Source organism: Butyribacter sp., assembly GCF_056818865.1.
In genome coordinates, this window is the sequence record NZ_DBLYGC010000002.1 from 128,845 (window position 1) to 145,391 (window position 16,547).

Annotated in this window: 14 protein-coding genes and 1 other RNA gene; 14 read left to right on the top strand and 1 reads right to left on the bottom strand. The window is 35.1% G+C overall.

Annotated elements, in window-relative coordinates; genetic code table 11:
* The first annotated feature begins 122 nt into the window (after positions 1-122).
* From ACZLXV_RS01515 to rfbC, 8 genes are all read left to right on the top strand, one after another.
* Positions 123-3,671, top strand: coding sequence for a DUF5717 family protein (locus ACZLXV_RS01515; RefSeq protein WP_482382281.1), 3,549 nt, complete (start codon positions 123-125; stop codon positions 3,669-3,671).
* Positions 3,672-3,696: 25 nt separating this feature from the next.
* Positions 3,697-4,980 (top strand): DUF5716 family protein, encoded by a 1,284-nt coding sequence (locus tag ACZLXV_RS01520; RefSeq protein WP_482382282.1) that lies wholly within the window; start codon positions 3,697-3,699, stop codon positions 4,978-4,980.
* A 15-nt stretch (positions 4,981-4,995) separates the two neighbouring features.
* Complete coding sequence (locus ACZLXV_RS01525; RefSeq protein WP_482382283.1) at positions 4,996-5,850, top strand: tetratricopeptide repeat protein; 855 nt, start codon at positions 4,996-4,998, stop codon at positions 5,848-5,850.
* Between the two features lie 69 nt (positions 5,851-5,919).
* Positions 5,920-7,158, top strand: a complete 1,239-nt coding sequence (locus ACZLXV_RS01530; protein ID WP_482382284.1) for a hypothetical protein — start codon at positions 5,920-5,922, stop codon at positions 7,156-7,158.
* A 279-nt stretch (positions 7,159-7,437) separates the two neighbouring features.
* Positions 7,438-7,932, top strand: a complete 495-nt coding sequence (gene infC, locus ACZLXV_RS01535) for a translation initiation factor IF-3 (protein ID WP_022225707.1) — start codon at positions 7,438-7,440, stop codon at positions 7,930-7,932.
* Between the two features lie 80 nt (positions 7,933-8,012).
* Positions 8,013-8,213, top strand: coding sequence for a 50S ribosomal protein L35 (gene rpmI / locus ACZLXV_RS01540; RefSeq protein WP_022225708.1), 201 nt, complete (start codon positions 8,013-8,015; stop codon positions 8,211-8,213).
* Positions 8,214-8,230: 17 nt separating this feature from the next.
* Positions 8,231-8,587, top strand: a complete 357-nt coding sequence (gene rplT, locus ACZLXV_RS01545; RefSeq protein WP_022225709.1) for a 50S ribosomal protein L20 — start codon at positions 8,231-8,233, stop codon at positions 8,585-8,587.
* Positions 8,588-8,711: 124 nt separating this feature from the next.
* Complete coding sequence (gene rfbC, locus ACZLXV_RS01550) at positions 8,712-9,275, top strand: dTDP-4-dehydrorhamnose 3,5-epimerase (protein WP_482382285.1); 564 nt, start codon at positions 8,712-8,714, stop codon at positions 9,273-9,275.
* A 110-nt stretch (positions 9,276-9,385) separates the two neighbouring features.
* Here rfbC and ACZLXV_RS01555 read toward each other — a convergent pair whose 3' ends face one another.
* Positions 9,386-10,105 (bottom strand): Ig-like domain-containing protein, encoded by a 720-nt coding sequence (locus ACZLXV_RS01555; RefSeq protein ID WP_482382286.1) that lies wholly within the window; start codon positions 10,103-10,105, stop codon positions 9,386-9,388.
* Between the two features lie 206 nt (positions 10,106-10,311).
* On the opposite strand from ACZLXV_RS01555, the gene ACZLXV_RS01560 reads away from it, so the two are divergent.
* The 6 genes from ACZLXV_RS01560 (at position 10,312) to ACZLXV_RS01585 (ending at position 16,542) form a co-directional block, all read left to right on the top strand.
* Entirely contained in the window at positions 10,312-11,013 is a 702-nt protein-coding gene (locus ACZLXV_RS01560) for a response regulator transcription factor (protein ID WP_022225712.1), read from the top strand.
* Positions 10,997-12,508, top strand: a complete 1,512-nt coding sequence (locus ACZLXV_RS01565) for a sensor histidine kinase (protein ID WP_482382306.1) — start codon at positions 10,997-10,999, stop codon at positions 12,506-12,508. The genes ACZLXV_RS01560 and ACZLXV_RS01565 overlap by 17 nt, the downstream gene beginning before the upstream one ends.
* A 64-nt stretch (positions 12,509-12,572) precedes the next feature.
* Positions 12,573-12,754: non-coding RNA, 6S RNA (ssrS, locus tag ACZLXV_RS01570), on the top strand.
* A gap of 75 nt (positions 12,755-12,829) precedes the next feature.
* Positions 12,830-13,807 carry an aldolase catalytic domain-containing protein gene (locus ACZLXV_RS01575; RefSeq protein WP_367336445.1) on the top strand — a complete coding sequence of 326 codons (978 nt, stop codon included), beginning with the start codon at positions 12,830-12,832 and terminating at the stop codon, positions 13,805-13,807.
* A gap of 211 nt (positions 13,808-14,018) precedes the next feature.
* Entirely contained in the window at positions 14,019-14,810 is a 792-nt protein-coding gene (murI, locus tag ACZLXV_RS01580) for a glutamate racemase (protein WP_022225715.1), read from the top strand.
* 73 nt (positions 14,811-14,883) lie between these two features.
* Positions 14,884-16,542: a sensor histidine kinase gene (locus tag ACZLXV_RS01585; protein WP_482382287.1), complete on the top strand. Its 1,659-nt coding sequence runs from the start codon at positions 14,884-14,886 to the stop codon at positions 16,540-16,542.
* Positions 16,543-16,547 lie beyond the last annotated feature (5 nt).

Sequence of the window (16,547 nt, forward strand, 5' to 3'; positions counted from 1 at the left end):
TAGATTTCGAGATTACGCGAAAATACAAGTAATCACGTCTCTTTACACAAAGAGCCGATAAGTGATATAATATACCCACTAATGCCATCAGTAAGAGTGGTAATCATTTTCCGGAGGGTTGTATGAACAAAAAGATAAATCTTTATGCAAATGGCAAATTTGAATATGAGCAGTCTGTTATACAATGTGACAGCTCAGAAATCTCGCTTGAAACGGAGGCAGGGGAAAATATTTCAGGAAATATCAGAGTGTGGACGGATAAAGGCTCTGTTATAAGAGGCATGGCAGTAACAGACTGTCATTATATGATGCTTGAGAATGACAGCTTTGAGGGAAAAGAGTGCGAGATAAAATATACATTTGTTGGAGAAAAATGTATTCCGGGAGAAGTGATAAAAGGCAGTTTTGATATTATATCAGACTGTGGAAGCCTTAAAATACCGTTTAGTATTTCAATAGGTGTTCCTGCATGCAATGCCTCCATTGGAAAGATAAAAGATATGTTTCATTTTGCAAACCTTGCGCGTGAAGATGAATCGGAGGCAGTGGCATTATTTAAAAATAAAAAATTTGAAGAAGTATTTTTATATAAAGAACCTGGGAATATAGCATTGTACAGAGGGCTTCTTTCGGGTACGAGCAAGGGCATAGCAATGGAAGAATTTCTCATTGCAATTCACAAAAAACTTCCTATTCAATTTACACTTGATAAGACAAATTTTATTTATGATGACTGTGTTGAATCATTTGAGGAAGAGGTCACTATCACCAAGGATAATTGGGGATTTTGCGAACTGCATGTTGTCTCCGATGCAAAGTTTCTGCAGCCAGAGCACAAAATAATATGGACAGATAAATTTTCGGGAAATTCATATAAAATAAAGTTTCTTGTTGATGTTGACAAGATGGCTGCCGGTATCAATTACGGAAGAGTGATGATTCAGACTGTAAGGCAGACACTTGTTATAGAGGTTATGGCACAGAAAAGAGGTACTGACCATGATATTGTTGTCAAATCTCTTGCGAGACAGACGGCGTATTATGATTTAATGAAGATGTATCTTGAATTTTCCATGGGAAGAATAGAAAAGAAAGATTACATTTTGAGTGCCGAGAAAAATCTGGCACATATAGATGGAAATGCCAAAAAACTTTATGATATACATCTGGGTATATTATCAGGTGACAACAGCAGAGTTAAAAGCGGATTGTCATATTTTGATGAGATAGAGAACAGATTATATGAGACAGAAAAGATAAATTACTGTGCATATCAGTATCTTAAAGCTTTATGGGCAGAAGAAAATGATATAAAAGACGAGTGCATAGAAAAAGTCAGGGCATGTTATGAAAGTGAGGATAACAGCTGGCAGATATTATGGTTCTTGCTTTATCTTGACCCGGTCTATGAATCAGACAGAAGAAAACTTGAGGATGTACTTGACTGTGTGGAGGGTGGATGCAGCAGTCCGGTTATCTATTTTGAAATGTGCAGTGCGTTAAATACATCAGCAGGTGCACTCAGAGAAATCACTCCTGCTATTATAAGATGTCTTCACTGGGGCTGTGAAAATGAATTCTTGTCAAAGGAACTTGCACTCAGATATGTTTACCTTGCAGGGCGTTCAAAAGAGTTTAATAAAGTCGTACTGAGAGATATGATAAGTACATATGCGAGATTTTCTGATGACGAAGTGCTTGCAGGAATATGCAGAATGTATATGAGAGGGCAGAAAATAAATCAGGAAGCAAATAAATGGTATGGTCTTGCCATAGAGCACAACCTTAAAATAACTGAACTATTTGAGTATTATATGGATTCGTTAAAACAGGACAGCAGTATAAAACTTACAAAATCAGTGCTGCTTTATTTTATGTATGACAATCATTTGTCGGTATCAAAAAAGGCGATGTTGTATGCATATATCATAAAAAATCGTGAGAATGACCCTGATACTTATGCTTCATACCAGAATATTATCGAAGATTTTGCATTTGCACAGATTGAGGCAGGAAGAATAAGTGAAAATCTTGCCGTGTGCTATGAGCAGTTTTTAAATGAGGACAATCTTACAGACGATGTGGCTCAGAAACTTCCTGACATTATGTTTGCTCATGAGATACAATGCTCGAATCCTGATATAGTCGGTGTGTATGTAAGACATAGGGAATTGAAGGATGAACAGTTTGTGCCGGTAGTGAACGGAAAGGCGGTTGTGCAGGTGTTTACTGAAAATGCACAGGTATTTCTTGCAGATGCACTTGATAACAGATATGCAATGTCTATTGATTACACATTGAACAAACTTCTACACCTCGATTATCTTGCTGACAAGTGCTTTGAGATGAACAAGACAAATGCATGTCTGTTGCTTTTCATGTACGACAAAATAGAACATTTCAGACAGATAAATGCGGACACTGTCGATGTGCTTAGAAGAGTTTATGAACTTGATATCGTAAGTGCATATCAGAAAAGAAAAATCTTTTCGGCTATGCTCAGATATTATTTTGACAACTTTGAGGGTGATTTGCTTGATGAGGCATTAAAGACTATTGATTGGAATGAAGTGAGTCCGGGAGACAGGAAACAGTATATAGAGTATTGTACTGTAAGACACTGTTACGATAAGGCAATGGAAGGAATAATGCTGTTTGGCTATCAGAATATAGAACCGAAGAGACTGCTGCAAATATCATCCGGTTATTTTGAAAATCAGAAAACAGAGGATGGTTCGCTTATAAAACTTGCATACCACATATTTGCGAATGGTAAATTCGATGAAAATATGCTTAAATATATGTGCATGTTTTATAATGGAAACCTTGACAGCATGATAGATTTGTGGAAGGCTGCTGACGGTTTCGGAATTGATGTTAAAGAACTGGAGGAAAGGATAATAGCCCAGCTTGTGTTTACGGAGGAATTCAGTCCGGAGAGCTATAGTGTCTTTTACAGTTTTTATGAGCATGATTCAAACAGAAAACTTACGGTATCATTTATGAAGATGCTTGCTTATAAGTATCTTATAAAAAAATATCCGCTTCCTGAAAAGATTTTTGAATATTTTTACAGGGAAGTAAGAAAACAGGATAATCTTCCTTGTCTCATTGCTGTACTTAAATATTTCAGCACGCAGAAAGAACTCAGTCAGGAAAAACTGAATTTTGCGGATTACAATTTGAACAAGCTTTATAACAGTGGGAAAATATTTCCATTCTTCAAGGATTATTATGGAAAGTTTCCGCTTCCGGTGCACATACTTGACGAACATTATGTTGAGTATACGGCAAATCCTGAATATGATGTAAAGATACATTATTATATAGCATCCTCAAAAGAAGAAAAAGAAATAAGTGAAGATGAGTATATTATAGAGACTATGCCGAATGTGTTTGAGGGAATACGAGTGAAAGAATTTGTGATGTTTCAGGATGAAGTGCTCAAATATTATATAACGGAATTGAGAGATGAGGGTGAAGTAGTTACCTGTAAAAACAGTGTTCATTTTGATGAGACAATGGACAATGAGAGAGCGGGCAGCAGATTTCATAATATAAACATGATGCTTATAGCACAAGAGATGAACGATGATAAAACTCTTGTAGACATGATGGCAGATTATGAATCAGAGATAGAAAATGTCAGAAAAATGTTTAAACTTTTATAGATAATTGATGAAAGGGGCAGCTTATATGGAGACGGGGAGACAGCTGTTGGTTGGAGTTGATTTGGGCAGGGATTTTGCTCAGATTTCGTATTATGACAAAAAGATATATGAGCCTGTACCGGTGGGGATTCCAGAAGGAGAAGACAGAATTTATGAGATACCCTTTGCGTTGCTTGTGAATCCAAACACAAATGAATGGCTGTGGAAGACAAAAAAGAATATTGAACTTGGAGGATATACACTCATAGACAATATTCTTGATAAAATTTCAGGTGAGGAAAAGTTTCAGGCAGGAAGTTATATTTTTAAAACAAAAGATGTAGTAAAAAAGTTTATGATTAAACTGTTGAGTTTACTAAAAGAATATTTTCCAAATGAGACGATATTAAAACTTGTGATAACCGTACCTAAACGGGAACCGGCTGTTGTTGATATGCTGAAAAGTGTCGGTGTTTCGCTTGGAATAGAAAATGACAGAATGGTGGTTTTTGGAAGAAAACAGAGCTATATGTACTATGCTGTCAGCCAGTCAAAAGAACTGTGGGCAAATAATGTAGGACTTTTTGAATATGATGAAGATGGTCTCAGATATACAAATCTCACTGTAGATAAGAGAACACTTCCATATATAGTGGGAACGGATACGCAGGATTTATCGCACATAATGCCATATGAGGCACTGGAAGAAAATCAAGATATAGAGTATATGTTTTTAAATACAGCAAACACGATTCTTCACAAAAAAATGGTTACAACAATATATGTTACAGGAAAAGGATTTGAGAAAGCATGGGCTACTGAAGCGTTGAGAAAATTATGCAACGGAAGGCGTGTGTTCAGAGGACAGAATCTTTTCACAAAGGGAGCGTGTTATGCTGCAAGAGCATTGACAGAGGAAGAGAAGTTAAAAGAATTTATTTTTCTTGATGATGATATGCTTACAAGTGACATATCAATTACAACATATCATGATGCAAAAATACATGATGTTGTGCTTGCCAGAGCAGGTACGCTGTGGAGTGACATTGATGCTTCAATAGATATTATACCTGACAATGAAGATGAAATTCAGATAACAGACAGGAATATTTTAAGCAGGGAGACAAGAGCACACATACTTTCGTTGAGTGGATTTGCCGCCCGTGAAAATAAAATGACACGATTTACTGTCAGAATAAGATTTGCGGACAGAAATACATGTATTGTAACATTAAAAGATAACGGATTTGGTGAGTTTTCTCCATCCACAAACAGGATATGGGAGCGTTATATAAAACTTGATGCACAGGACAATGCAAAACAGGGTTAAATATGGAGGAAAAATATGGGTAAGCTAATCGAGTGCTTTGGAAAGATAGCAGAGAAACCATATCATTTCAGATTGACAGATACGAATGTATATTCAATAGAAGAAGTATGCTATTATGTTTACAACAATATATACATAATACAGGAAGAAATATTTGATAGTGCATTTACGGTATGGCTTAGAGATGAATTAAATATGGATATTGTTGCAGACAAGATAGACAGTATGCGGAATGACAAAAATAATCTTAAAGATATAGTCGTTACAATATGCTGCAGTTGTGATTATTATGATGAAGAACAGATAAATGAACTTATCGGGATAATGGATGCGATAGCTGACCTTTCAAAATGGGAGAAAGCTAAGATTAAAGCAGACAATTACTGCCGATTCGGCTCTTATGAAAAAGCAATTGAAGAATATACGCAGATACTTGGCACAGACGATATGTTAAATGCCACGGAGGAAGATTACGGGGCAGTATATCACAATATGGGTACGGCATTTTGCGGTATGGGTTCGTTTATAAAAGCGTCGGACAGCTTTGAGCACGCATATGAAAAAAACAGAAAAGAAGAATCGCTTCGCTCATATTTTTATGCACTCAAACTTACGGGAGATAAAAAACTCTTCGATAAAGGGGTAAAAAAGTTTGATATTGATATTAAAATTTTAAACAATATAATGGAAGATTTCGCAAAGACTGATGAAGAGACAAGAAATTCAAAAGAAATACGCCGGATTATGAAACTTGAAGGAATTATGAAAGCAGGTTATGTGGAAGAGTATTATGAAAAGGTAGGAAATTATATAAATCAGTGGAAAGAAGATTATAGGAATGAAATTGTTACCGGTATACGGTATAAATGATTTTCAGTTAAATAACGCAGTGACAATGATACATTAAACTAATGTACATTAGGTTGAAAAGGGGGATATATGTTTTTCTTAGGAAAAAGAAAGAAAGATAAACAGAGAGAAAATGTATCAGAGAGTATACAGGAAAACACGCAGACAGTTGTTGAACCGGAAAAGAGCAATCATAAAGCGGATTTAAAAAAAGAGATTCTTGAACCGGAGGTTACAAAACAGGATGTGCCTGTAACTGTTGATAAAAATGATACGGTAAGGTTTGTAAGAGAAAACTGCGAGGCAATAGCCGAAAATGAAAGGCAGATAGCGGAAGCAAAGAAAGAGTATGAGAAAGTAACGTCATATCTCACGGATATTCAACGCATAGACATGGCTTCTGATGCTGAGAGAAAAGAAATAGATGATGTCTGCAAAAGCATTCTGACACTGACAAGTGAGAGAAACAAGTACAAAAACAGAAATCTTACTATAAGTGATGCACAGATGAGAAAATTTGAGCCGTTTGAGGATGAACTTGTAGATGAGATAAAAAAGATGTACAATGCAGAGTTTTATCAGACAGCTATAGAAAGTGATATATCGAACCTGAAAAAAGAAAAGGAAAATTTGTATTCGCAGAAAAAAGAAGTTGTTAATAAGCAGAATGCAATAAAAGGAATGACAAAGATACTTGCACTACTCATCATTTCACTTATAGTCCTTCTTATAGTAATCTTTTATGCGTTAAAAGCTGATATGACGCTTCCGTATTTAGGAGTTGTATTTCTTGCGGCTGTTTCAGCGGCGGCACTTATATTTGAGTCACAAAAAAACAGGCGTGATGTCATATTGATAGAAAAAAAGATAAACAGGGCAGTCACGCTCTTAAATAAAGTAAAAATCAAATATATCAACAATATAAATGTTCTTGATTACAATTGTAACAAATTCGGAGTAAAAAATGCCAAGGATTTTGAGCAGAAGTGGAACGAGTATTGCAAGATGCGTGAATATGAAAAAAAATTCCGTGAAAATACTGAAATGCTCAATGCGAACAATGAAAATCTGGTTATTATGTTAAAAGACGTAGGAGTGGTTGATACAGACATCTGGCTTAGCAGATGTGTTGCGATAGTTGACCCTAAAGAAATGGTTGAAATACGTCATGAACTTAATCAAAGGCGTCAGATGCTCAGAGAACGCATAGAAAATAATGAACAGTTAAAGGAAAATATAATAAAACAGTTAGATTACGTTATAAACGAATCTCCGCAGATAAGAGATGAACTTATACAAATCGTAAAGGATTTTAGTAATAATAAATGAATCATAAAATTAAAAAGAATTGTGCCAAAAACACTTGACACAGTTCTTTTTATATGATAAAGTAATGTTTGTTGTGTAAACAATGACGAAGTAGAGTTATCCACTCTCACCTTAGCACAAGCGAGTGACTCGGGTTCTGAATGAGTACTGAATATAATTTATATTTATTATATATTATTGATGAATGTGGATAGACTTTGCTATTCACTTTTTTTTTACTATTTTAGACATTGTATATAGCTTATAATTATTTGGAGGTGCACTACAATTAGCGATTTAATGATTAATGAAAGAATCAGAGACAGAGAAGTAAGATTGGTAAGCGAAAGCGGAGAACAGCTTGGTATTATGTCATCGAGGGAGGCATTAAAGCTTGCAAGAGAAGCAGATTTAGATCTTGTAAAGATTGCGCCAAATGCTAAGCCACCGGTTTGCAAGATAATCGATTACGGTAAGTATAGATATGAACTTGCGCGTAAAGAAAAAGAAGCAAAGAAAAAACAGAAGACTATGGAAGTCAAGGAAGTGAGACTTTCTCCAAATATTGATACAAATGATTTGAATACTAAAGCAAATCAGGCAAGAAAATTTATTACAAAGGGAGATAAAGTTAAGGTTACACTTCGTTTCCGTGGAAGAGAAATGGCACATGTAAATTATAGCAAACAGATACTTGACAGTTTTTATGAAAAACTTGAAGATATCGCAGTGATTGATAAGAATGCTAAAATGGAAGGACGTTCTATGGTTATGTTCTTGTCACAGAAGCGTTAATAAAGCTTGTCTAAAAGACATTCTTTAAATGGAATTAATAAAGTTCCGATAGATAAACATATGTTAAGGAGGAAATTATCATGCCAAAAATGAAAACCAAAAGAGCTGCAGCTAAGCGTTTTAAGACAACAGGAACAGGTAAGCTCATGAAAATGAAGGCTTATAAGAGTCATATCTTAAATAAGAAATCTACAAAGAGAAAGAGAAATCTTAGAAAAGCAGTAGAGGTTGACGCTACAAATGCAAAGATGATGAAACGTATTTTACCATATTCAAAATAATTTAGGAGGATAGACGAATGGCACGTATTAAAGGCGGTTTAAATGCAAAAAAGAAACACAATAGAGTATTAAAGCTTGCAAAGAGTTATAGAGGAGCAAGATCTAAGCAGTATAGAGTTGCAAAGCAGTCTGTAATGAGAGCTCTTACATCTTCCTTCGCTGGAAGAAAGGAAAGAAAGAGACAGTTCAGAAGACTTTGGATTGCTCGTATAAATGCAGCAGCAAGAATGAACGGACTTTCATACAGCAAATTTATGTATGGTCTTAAACTTGCAAACATCGATCTTAACAGAAAGATGCTTTCAGAGATGGCAATCAGCGATCCTGAAGGATTTGCAGCACTCGTAGAAGTTGCAAAATCTAAGCTTGCTTAATTAAAATATAGCATTTAATATACAGGAAGTTGTTACATTGTAATCAGTGAGCAGCTTCCTTTTTTCAAAAATAAACGGATTTAATAGTGAATTTTGAAAAATAAGAAATGGAGATTAGATTATTATGGGAAAGTTTCAGATTGAAAAATGTGAAGATATTGAAGGATTATATTTGATTCAGCCAACAGTTTTTGGTGACTCAAGGGGTTACTTCATGGAAACATATAACTATGAGGAATTTAAGGAAGCAGGACTTGATATGGTATTTGTACAGGACAACCAGTCAAGTTCTACAAAAGGTGTTTTACGAGGATTACATTATCAGAAAAATCATACACAGGGAAAACTTGTCAGAGTTCTTTCAGGTGAAGTTTATGATGTAGCCGTAGATATCAGAAAAGGTTCAAAGACATACGGAAAGTGGTTTGGAGTTACACTTAGTGCTGAAAAGAAAAACATGTTTTATATTCCAGAAGGATTCGCACATGGTTTTTATGTGCTTTCTGATACGGCAGAATTTGCTTATAAATGCACTGATTTTTATGACCCTTCATCAGAGGCAGGAATAAAGTGGGATGATCCTACTATTGGAGTTAAATGGCCTATTCCTGAGGGTACAACACCAAATATTTCAGAAAAGGATGGAAAACATCCGGCATTTACAAGTGAAATTTCATTGGATTATTAATATAAAAACAGAAACGTAATTGTTCTACGAAAAAAAGCGGTACACTATTGTGTATCGCTTTTTTTGCAGGAGCATTCACTTAAATCAAAATATCAATTTTAAGTGTCTTTTTATTGAGCAGTTTTGTTTCTTACTATAACTTTACACTTGGCGGTCTTGCCATTTGATATTTTGGCAGTAATAGTTACAGTACCGATACTCTTTGCATAAATTCTGCCGTTCGTATCAATTTCAACGATTTCGGTATCTGATGACTCAAATGTTGCTTTTTCTTTTGATATGCTTGGTCTTGTCGTAAGTTTAAGTTTTTTCTTTGTTCCGGGTTGTACTCTGTACTTTTTTTTGGTAAATTTAATGCTTACGGCTTTTGGAGAGACCGTAACGTCACAATGAAGATATACATTATTCGGAACAAATAAAAAGCCCGGCTTTGATACTTTTACTCTTATTTCAGCAGTACCGGGACGTACACCACGGTATTCGCAAGACGAAGAAGTGCTTTTAGTAATTTTTAAAATACTTTCATCTGAACTTTCAAAATAAGCAGTCCATTTTTTAGCCATATTATTTACTGATAAAGTATTTACCGTATCAGTCAGAATAGTATCTTTTCTATGGCTGAGTGTAATGGAGTCTGTTTTTTGAGTTGAGCGTCTTGACTTGATAATATTTGCATGATTTTGGGTTGTACCGGTGTCTGCAGCACCTTTTGAAGCTGCATGTGAAATGCTGCCTAAAGCAGATGTTGCAATCGTAGATGAAATAAAAAAGACAGCCAGTAACCGGGCGGCTTTTTTCCTGTAACACCATTTTTGATTCTTTTTAAACATATATGCTCCCTTTCCTATTTGTCCCATAAATATCCAATACACTAATATACCTCAAAAAATATGTTATCATCGGTAAATGGCAATTTGTTGTCATTTACATTAAAATTGCAATCTTTATTCTGACACATTTTGGTGGTATTATAAAAATAAGTAAATTTGTGATATTAAACTTATAAGTAATTTGTACAGAATGGAGGATGTTTGAAATGAGTTATATTTTGATAGCAGATGACAATAAGGATATAACGGACATTTTATCCGTGTATGTTAAGAAAGAAGGATATGAGCCGCTTATAGCTACAGATGGCGTTATGGCTGAAGATATGTACTTTAAAAATGAGCCTGTAGCAGTACTGCTTGATGTTATGATGCCGTTTAAGGACGGATATGAAGTCTGCAAAAGTATAAGACAAAAATCAAGTGTACCTATTATTCTTATCACAGCGAGGGGGGAGGACTATGATAAGATTATGGGACTTGACATAGGTGCTGATGATTATATTGTAAAGCCGTTCAGTCCGAGTGAGGTAATGGCAAGGCTGCGTGCCGTTTTAAGACGTATAAACAGGGATGAAATTTCTAAAGATTCTGCCTCTGTATTAAAGGTCAACAACATGGAAGTAAATCTTGAGGAATATTCATTTATGATAGACGGCAGGAAAATTCCACTCACGAAAAAAGAGATAGAGACTATGTGGACACTCGCCGGCAATCCAAACAAGGTATTTACTAGGGACAATCTTTTGGACAGCCTTTGGGGATATGATTATTATGGCGATAGCAGAACAGTTGATTCACATATAAAAAGACTGCGTGCAAAGATTGATTCGGTTGAGCATCCTGCGTGGAGCATAAAGACAATTTGGGGAGTTGGATATAAATTTGCAATCAATGAAGAAGATATTTAAAAAATTAATCGGAAAGATAAAGGAAAATGACATTTCTTTAAGAATTTATTTGTCTTTTGCGTTTATTCTTGTTTTTACAAGCATACTTACGGGTGCGATTTTTATCAAAATATATGAGAAAAATTATATACGTTCTTATACATCACTGTTGACGAAACAGGGAAAAACAATAGCAAGAAGAGTTGCAAAGTTTCAAGATGGAAAAAGAGAAAATCAGTTTCAGAAATACAGTGTTTATATTGATGAACTTGAAAGAGCAGAGAAAACGGATATCTGGATAGTAAGTAATAAAAATGCTAAAGAACTGCTTAGTGATGATTATACAAATTCTGAAATATCGAGAGATGTGATTACAAATAAGATGAATGATGTGCTTGACTGTGCTTATGATGGGAAGATTGCGTCAAATACGGCATATGACAAAGTGTATGGGATGGTTATTTTGTATGTAGCTGTTCCGATAAAGAATATCCGGTCAACAGAAGTATCTGGTGCCGTTATGATGGTTTCCATGGTAGACAGACAGACTATGGGAATAAATGAGGGAAAATCCATTATAAGTATGAGTGTGCTTTTATCTGCATTTATTTCACTTATCGTAGTAATAATTTTGTCGAGATATCTGACAAAACCTCTTGATAAGATTGGTAAAGATATAGGAAATATTGCACTTGGAGACTATTCTGGAATAAATGTAAAACATCCGGAGAGCCAGATAGGCAGACTTGAAACAAATCTTGACAATTTGACAAAGAAGCTGGAAAGTGCGAGAGTAGAGAGAAAAAATCAGGAACAGTTAAGGATGGATTTCTTTGCAAATGTATCACACGAATTGAGGACACCGATAACGGTAATGCGTGGTTATGCAGAGACATTAAATGACGGCATTGTCTCGGAAGAAAATGTGGTAAAAGATATTTACCAGAAAATGCTTATTGAATGCCGTGGCATGGAAAGGCTTGTAGGAGATTTATTTATATTGTCAAAAATGCAGAACCCTGATTTTTGTATAGAAAAAGAACCGGTAAGCATAAGGCAGATATTTGGAGATGTGATACGCAGTGCCAAAGAAATAGGAAAAGAGAAAAATATCAAAATCACTTTAAATCTTATGGTTGATGAGGAAAATCCGTGTATGATACTTGGAGACTACGAAAGGCTTAGACAGATGTTTATGATAATCATAGACAATGCTGTCAAATTTTCAAGTCAGGATGGAGAGGTCATAGTCTGCATAGGAAAAGATGACAGGATAAATGTGTCTATAGAGGATTTTGGTGTCGGAATTTCTAAAGAGGCATTACCGTATATATTTGAAAAATTTTATAAATCAAAGCTTAAACAAAATCAAAAAGGAACAGGTCTTGGTCTCATGATAGCCAAACAGATAGCAATGAGGCACGGCAGTGACATCAAAGTGCAGAGTGAACCGGGAAAAGGTACAAAATTCTCTTTCTCATTTTATGAGTGTACCGCCATGGATGATTATGAATAGAGAAAATAAAAATTACAGTTGTATTTTTAATGGAAAGTGTATATACTATTATTAACAAAAGCATACATGCCTGGGGTGTTCGATACTCCTGATATTTTGAACCTACACTTTTGAATTGGGATTCCTATATTTATGTAAGGATGCCAAGCCGCCACCTATAGCAGCGGAAGGCAGAATTACATGTGCGGTTGCCCACCTAGCGCTTGCTAGGACTCAAAATTCGGGACACGGCACTTTGGGTATGCTTTTTTTTAAGTATGGGAAACTTGTATTTCCTAAAAAATACTGTACAGCAGTTAAAATGAAATGGAGGAAACAAAAGTGGCACAGAAAGGTGATTTATTATCATTTCGTCCAGATATAAAAGTTTTGGACGCAACAATTCGTGACGGAGGTCTTGTCAACGATTTCTATTTTACAGATGAGTTTATCAGAAATTTATATCTTGCAAATGTAAAGGCAGGAGTAGATTATATGGAATTTGGTTATCGTGCCGATAAGGAAATGTTCGATGTAAACAAGTTTGGAAAATGGAAATTTGCTGAAGATGAGACAATCAGGGAAATCGTTGGTGATAATAATACAGACCTTAAGATTTCCATTATGGCAGATGTCGGAAGATGCAACTATAAACAGGATATACATGACAGAGCAGACAGTCCAGTAGACCTTGTCAGAGTTGCAACATATGTAAACACTATGCCGGCAGCACTCGATATGATAGAGGATGCTCATAAAAAGGGATATGAAACTACATGTAATATCATGGCTATTTCAAACGCAAAAGAGTCTGATATAAATACAGCACTTGAAATGCTTGGAAACAGTCCTGTAGACGGAATTTACATAGTAGACAGTTTCGGTTCTCTTTTCCCGGAGCAGATTAGAAAAATATCAGAGCAGTACATGGAAATCGCTGACAAATATGGCAAATACATCGGTATGCATGCACATAACAATCAGCAGCTTGCTTTTGCAAATACTATAGAGTCATGCACCCAGGGTGTATCTTATCTTGATGCTACAATGGGTGGAATGGGAAGAGGTGCGGGAAACTGCCAGATGGAACTTTTACTTGGATTTCTTAAAAATCCACAGTATAATCTTTTCCCAATTATTAAATTTATTGAAGAAAACATTGAACCGCTTAGAGCAGCGGGAGTTGAATGGGGATTTGCTATTCCATATCTTCTTACAGGTCATTTAAACCAGCATCCTCGTACAGCTATAGCAGCCATGAAAGCAGGAAGAAAAGATTACACAGAGTTTTATCGTGAGATTATTGATAGAGATGATTGATAAGCAATCATAAAATATTCATATGATGATATTACAGGGGAGTGTCAGTATTCTTTAAAATAAGAAAACTGATACTTCCTTTTTGTTTGAGATTATAATAAAAATGTTGTATTATAAAATTTAATGATACAGAGGTCAAAATACTTTTTGACACTAATATCATTTGATAAAACAGGCACTAAATAATGATTATATTAAGGGAGATTTAAAAGTGAGTGTTAAGACAGACAGTGAAAGTCCGATAGGAGTATTTGATTCAGGGGTTGGCGGCATAAGTGTACTTAGAGAACTGGTTAAAATTATGCCAAATGAAGATTATCTTTATTTTGGGGATTCAATAAATGCACCTTATGGTACAAAGGAAATAAGCAGGATAAGGGAACTTACCATAAAGAATGTTGAAAAGCTTATGGAGATGGGGGCAAAATCCATTGTTGTTGCATGTAACACGGCAACGAGTGCAGCAGTCAGAGTGCTTAGGAAGATGTACCCGGATATGCCTCTTGTCGGGATAGAACCGGCGATAAAACCGGCGGTAGAATACAAGGAAAACTCAAGAGTGGTAGTTATGGCAACACCTATGACATTGAAACAGGAAAAGTTTCAAAAGCTGATGGAAAAATATGACGGGCAGGCAGAAATAGTTCCGTTACCTTGTCCGGGACTTATGGAATTTGTAGAGCGTGGAGACTTGGAGGGGGATGATCTTTACAAGTATTTAAACATACTTTTCGGTTCAGTAAATCAGAAAAAAATAGATTCAGTAGTTCTTGGGTGTACACATTATCCGTTTGCGATAAATGCGATAAAAAATGTTGTTGGCGATGATGTAAAAATATTTGATGGGGGAGAAGGAACAGCCAGAGAGATGAGAAGAAGGCTTGCTGAAGCAGGTCTTATAAATAACAGTGGTAAAAAGGGAAAAGTGAAATTCATAAACAGCAAAGATACTGAAGAAGAGAAAAAATTATGTGAATTTTTATTAAATCTTAAAATGCAGTAATAAAGCTGATAGGAATACCGCAGGTGTGAACTGTAACGCAAAAAAGTTCAGAGAGGAAAAGAAAAAAGGGAATATGAGTAAGAGTAAAGAAGAGGTTGAGGAATGTTTTTTTAAGTGTTCAATGGAAACAAAACAGTCATTTACGGCAGCATTGCAGATAATATACGATGAAGTATTTGAGATAAATCCTTATGAAGATTACATATACATATTAAACAGCCAGTATGACAAAAAAGTATGTGGACTTACAATATGTTACTCATCATTTTTTTGGGAGTATGTAGATGCGAGAGTATATCCGCATGATTGTGATGATTTTATATCTTGTTTTGAACCGAAAGCATTAAGAAGATTTATAGAATCGGGAGAGGAAAAATTTGAAAAAAAGTTTATCAGGCTTCGTACAATATCAAAAAATAAAGCGTGGTATATAGTTACACTTATAAGAAATCCGGTTGATTCCAGAAGACTTATTTTTCTTATGAAAAATGAGGATGAAGCATGTGTAAATGAAATGCAGAAAAAAGCTATTATGGAAGATTATGATTATGTAATCGGAATAAATGCATCCAATAGAAAAATAAGTGTATATAACTATAGTTATAATATGAATCGTGTTCATAAACCTATATTTTTTAATATATTTTATGATGATTTTCTGAGATATAGAATAAAAAAGTACGTTAAACCTGAGAGTGTTGACAAAACATATAAAAATATGGATTTGGAAAATATCTTGATTCAGTTAGAGAAAAAAGAAGCATATAATTGTTATACTTCTCTAATTATACGCGGCAGGTTATATCATAAAAAATACAGGTTTGTATATCTGGATGATAAAAAAGAAACTATTCTTATGTCTCAGATGGATGTTACTGACCAGATAGAAAAAGAAGAAAAAAAGAATGATATGATAAAATTTGCATATCAGGAGGCAAAAAGAGCAAGTGAATCCAAAAGTTATTTTTTGTCACGGATGAGCCATGATATGAGAACACCGTTAAATGCAATAATAGGTATGGATATGATAGCTGCTTCGCATATAAACGAGAAAAAAGTTGTAATGGACAGCTTAAACAGCATTTTGTATTCAAGTAAGAATTTATTGGAATTGGTAAATGATGTACTGGACATAAATAACTTTGAACATGGAGCATTGGTGTTTAAAGAGAGTGCTTTTTCCTGGAGGAGTGAACTTGATAAGATAATACATGTGATAAAGCCATTAGCTGCAAAGAAAAAACATACTTTGAATACAGATTTTTCGGGAATAAATTGTGATGTTGTGATAGGTGATGCGAAACGTATAACACAGATGTGTCTGAATCTGTTGAGCAATGCCGTAAAATATACGGGAGATGGTGGAAGTATCTTTTTCTCTATAGCAGAAAGAGGTGCGCACAGAGAAAAAGAAGAGGCAGATACAGTTTATATGGAATATGAGATGGTTGTCGAGGACAACGGAATAGGAATATCAGAAGAATTTATTCCTCATTTATTTGAACCTTTTGAGAGAGATAAAAAAGTCCATAGCGGAACAATACCGGGGACAGGACTTGGAATGCCGATTGCGAGAAATCTTGCAAGACTTATGGGCGGAGAAGTTTATGTTAAAAGTGTTGAGGATGAGGGAACCAGATTTGATGTTACGTTCAGGCTTAAATTGCCTGATACAAATGAAGATATAAAACCGGATGAAAATGAAATTTCAGATGGAATTGTTAAATTTTAGGGAGG

Coding starts and splice junctions, on each gene's coding strand:
- ACZLXV_RS01515 (WP_482382281.1), top strand. CDS start 123: ATGAACAAAAAGATAAATCTTTATGCAAATGGCAAATTTGAATATGAG.
- ACZLXV_RS01520 (WP_482382282.1), top strand. CDS start 3,697: ATGGAGACGGGGAGACAGCTGTTGGTTGGAGTTGATTTGGGCAGGGAT.
- ACZLXV_RS01525 (WP_482382283.1), top strand. CDS start 4,996: ATGGGTAAGCTAATCGAGTGCTTTGGAAAGATAGCAGAGAAACCATAT.
- ACZLXV_RS01530 (WP_482382284.1), top strand. CDS start 5,920: ATGTTTTTCTTAGGAAAAAGAAAGAAAGATAAACAGAGAGAAAATGTA.
- infC (WP_022225707.1), top strand. CDS start 7,438: ATGATTAATGAAAGAATCAGAGACAGAGAAGTAAGATTGGTAAGCGAA.
- rpmI (WP_022225708.1), top strand. CDS start 8,013: ATGCCAAAAATGAAAACCAAAAGAGCTGCAGCTAAGCGTTTTAAGACA.
- rplT (WP_022225709.1), top strand. CDS start 8,231: ATGGCACGTATTAAAGGCGGTTTAAATGCAAAAAAGAAACACAATAGA.
- rfbC (WP_482382285.1), top strand. CDS start 8,712: ATGGGAAAGTTTCAGATTGAAAAATGTGAAGATATTGAAGGATTATAT.
- ACZLXV_RS01555 (WP_482382286.1), bottom strand. CDS start 10,105: ATGTTTAAAAAGAATCAAAAATGGTGTTACAGGAAAAAAGCCGCCCGG.
- ACZLXV_RS01560 (WP_022225712.1), top strand. CDS start 10,312: ATGAGTTATATTTTGATAGCAGATGACAATAAGGATATAACGGACATT.
- ACZLXV_RS01565 (WP_482382306.1), top strand. CDS start 10,997: ATGAAGAAGATATTTAAAAAATTAATCGGAAAGATAAAGGAAAATGAC.
- ACZLXV_RS01585 (WP_482382287.1), top strand. CDS start 14,884: ATGAGTAAGAGTAAAGAAGAGGTTGAGGAATGTTTTTTTAAGTGTTCA.